Below are 1,559 nucleotides of genomic sequence, written 5' to 3'. Positions count from 1 at the left end.
AGCTGGTCCTGACCGACCGCATCCAGATCCAGCAGGTCTTGCTCAATCTGATGCGAAATGCCGTCGAAGCGATGCAGGGGCAGCCCCGGCGCGAATTGCACATCGCGACGGCCGCGCGGCTCGACGGAATGGCGGAGGTTAGCGTCATCGACACCGGGCCGGGTCTAGTTCCCGAAGTGTCGGCCCAGCTGTTCCAGCCTTTTGTCACCACCAAGAAACAGGGGATGGGTGTCGGCTTGTCGATATGTCGCACTATCGTGGAGTCGCATGGTGGTCATATCTGGGCAGAGCAGGCGCCGGGCGGTGGAACAGCGTTTCGCTTCACCTTGCGCGCCGTGGAGAAGGAAGAGGTCGCCAGTGGCCAGTGATGTCGTACATGTGGTCGACGACGATGTCGACGTTCGCAAATCGCTGGGTTTCCTCCTCGCGACGGCCGATTTTGCCGTGCGCCTGCATGAATCGGCAACCGCGTTCCTGGCGACGCAGCCGAAGGAGATCGACGGCTGCATTGTCACCGACGTGCGCATGCCAGGCATCGACGGCATCGAATTCCTGCGGCAGTTGAAATCCCGCGGTGTTGCCGTGCCGGTGATCGTGATGACCGGGCACGCCGACGTCGCGCTGGCCGTCCAGGCGATGAAGGAGGGGGCGGCCGATTTCATCGAAAAACCATTCGACGACCAGCTCCTCATCGATGCAATCCGTTCCGCCCTGGACAATCGCACTCAGGCCGTCGCGGCGCATCCGCAATCGACAGAGATCCGGAAGAACCTGGCCACCCTGTCGGAGCGGGAGCGGCAGGTTCTCGACGGGCTTGTGTCCGGTCTGCCCAACAAGACCATCGCCTATGATCTCGGGATCAGCCCGCGCACGGTCGAGATCCATCGCGCCAATGTCATGAGCAAGATGGGGGCCGGCAGCCTTTCGCATCTGGTGCGCATGGCCTTGATCGCCGACCCCGGCCACTGAGCGCGACGCCGCACTGAACAGAGCCCCGGCATTTCGTTTTCCCCAAGACAGCCGCACACAATTGGGCGATCTGCGTCATGGTAGGTCGCAAAGCAGCGCTGCCTGGTGCTGTTGCACTGGCCAGTCCCGCCAGTGGGTCGGCCTTATGTCGATGCGTAGACCGGTAACGGCATGCCGCCATCCTTCCTGCCACTTCTCGCACGGGAACACAAGCGCGTGCAGGCCTTCCTCGTCCAGAACGGCTAGTTCGAGACTGCGGCCAAACGGAGCGCTTGCGATCGGGTTCCACATCGATTCACCGTGGATCGAAACACGAGAGCGCGCTTTGATTTGAATCAGTTTCGGTCTGATTTGCCGGGGTGGCGCCGCACTCTTTCGGCGGGCGCGATGTCCGAATTGATATGGCTCAAAGTGAGGCGCCCTCGGGCGCCATATGGTGCCGCCTTGGCAAGAGGCCCGCCGCGCCCGGCGACGGCCCGCACAGGAGCACAGACATGAACTACCAGCGGGTCTTCGAAGAAGCGATCGACCAGCTCCATGCCGAGCGGCGCTACCGCGTTTTCGCCGACCTCGAGCGCATCGTGGGCAAG

At 62.7% G+C, this 1,559-nt stretch carries 2 protein-coding genes; both read left to right on the top strand.

All coding sequences use genetic code 11. The features are described 5' to 3' along the window. On the top strand, positions 1-368 hold a 368-nt coding region (locus EOA75_RS32695; protein ID WP_164747746.1), incomplete at its 5' end, for an ATP-binding protein. Continuing rightward, positions 358-969, top strand: a complete 612-nt coding sequence (gene fixJ, locus EOA75_RS32690; protein WP_127326124.1) for a response regulator FixJ — start codon at positions 358-360, stop codon at positions 967-969. The genes EOA75_RS32695 and fixJ, both read left to right, overlap by 11 nt. Positions 970-1,559 lie beyond the last annotated feature (590 nt).

The organism is Mesorhizobium sp. M1A.F.Ca.IN.022.07.1.1 (assembly GCF_003997575.1).
Classification (GTDB): Bacteria; Pseudomonadota; Alphaproteobacteria; order Rhizobiales; family Rhizobiaceae; genus Mesorhizobium.
Note: the sequence above shows the minus strand (reverse complement) of the source record. Positions and strands in the feature narration are given on the sequence as shown.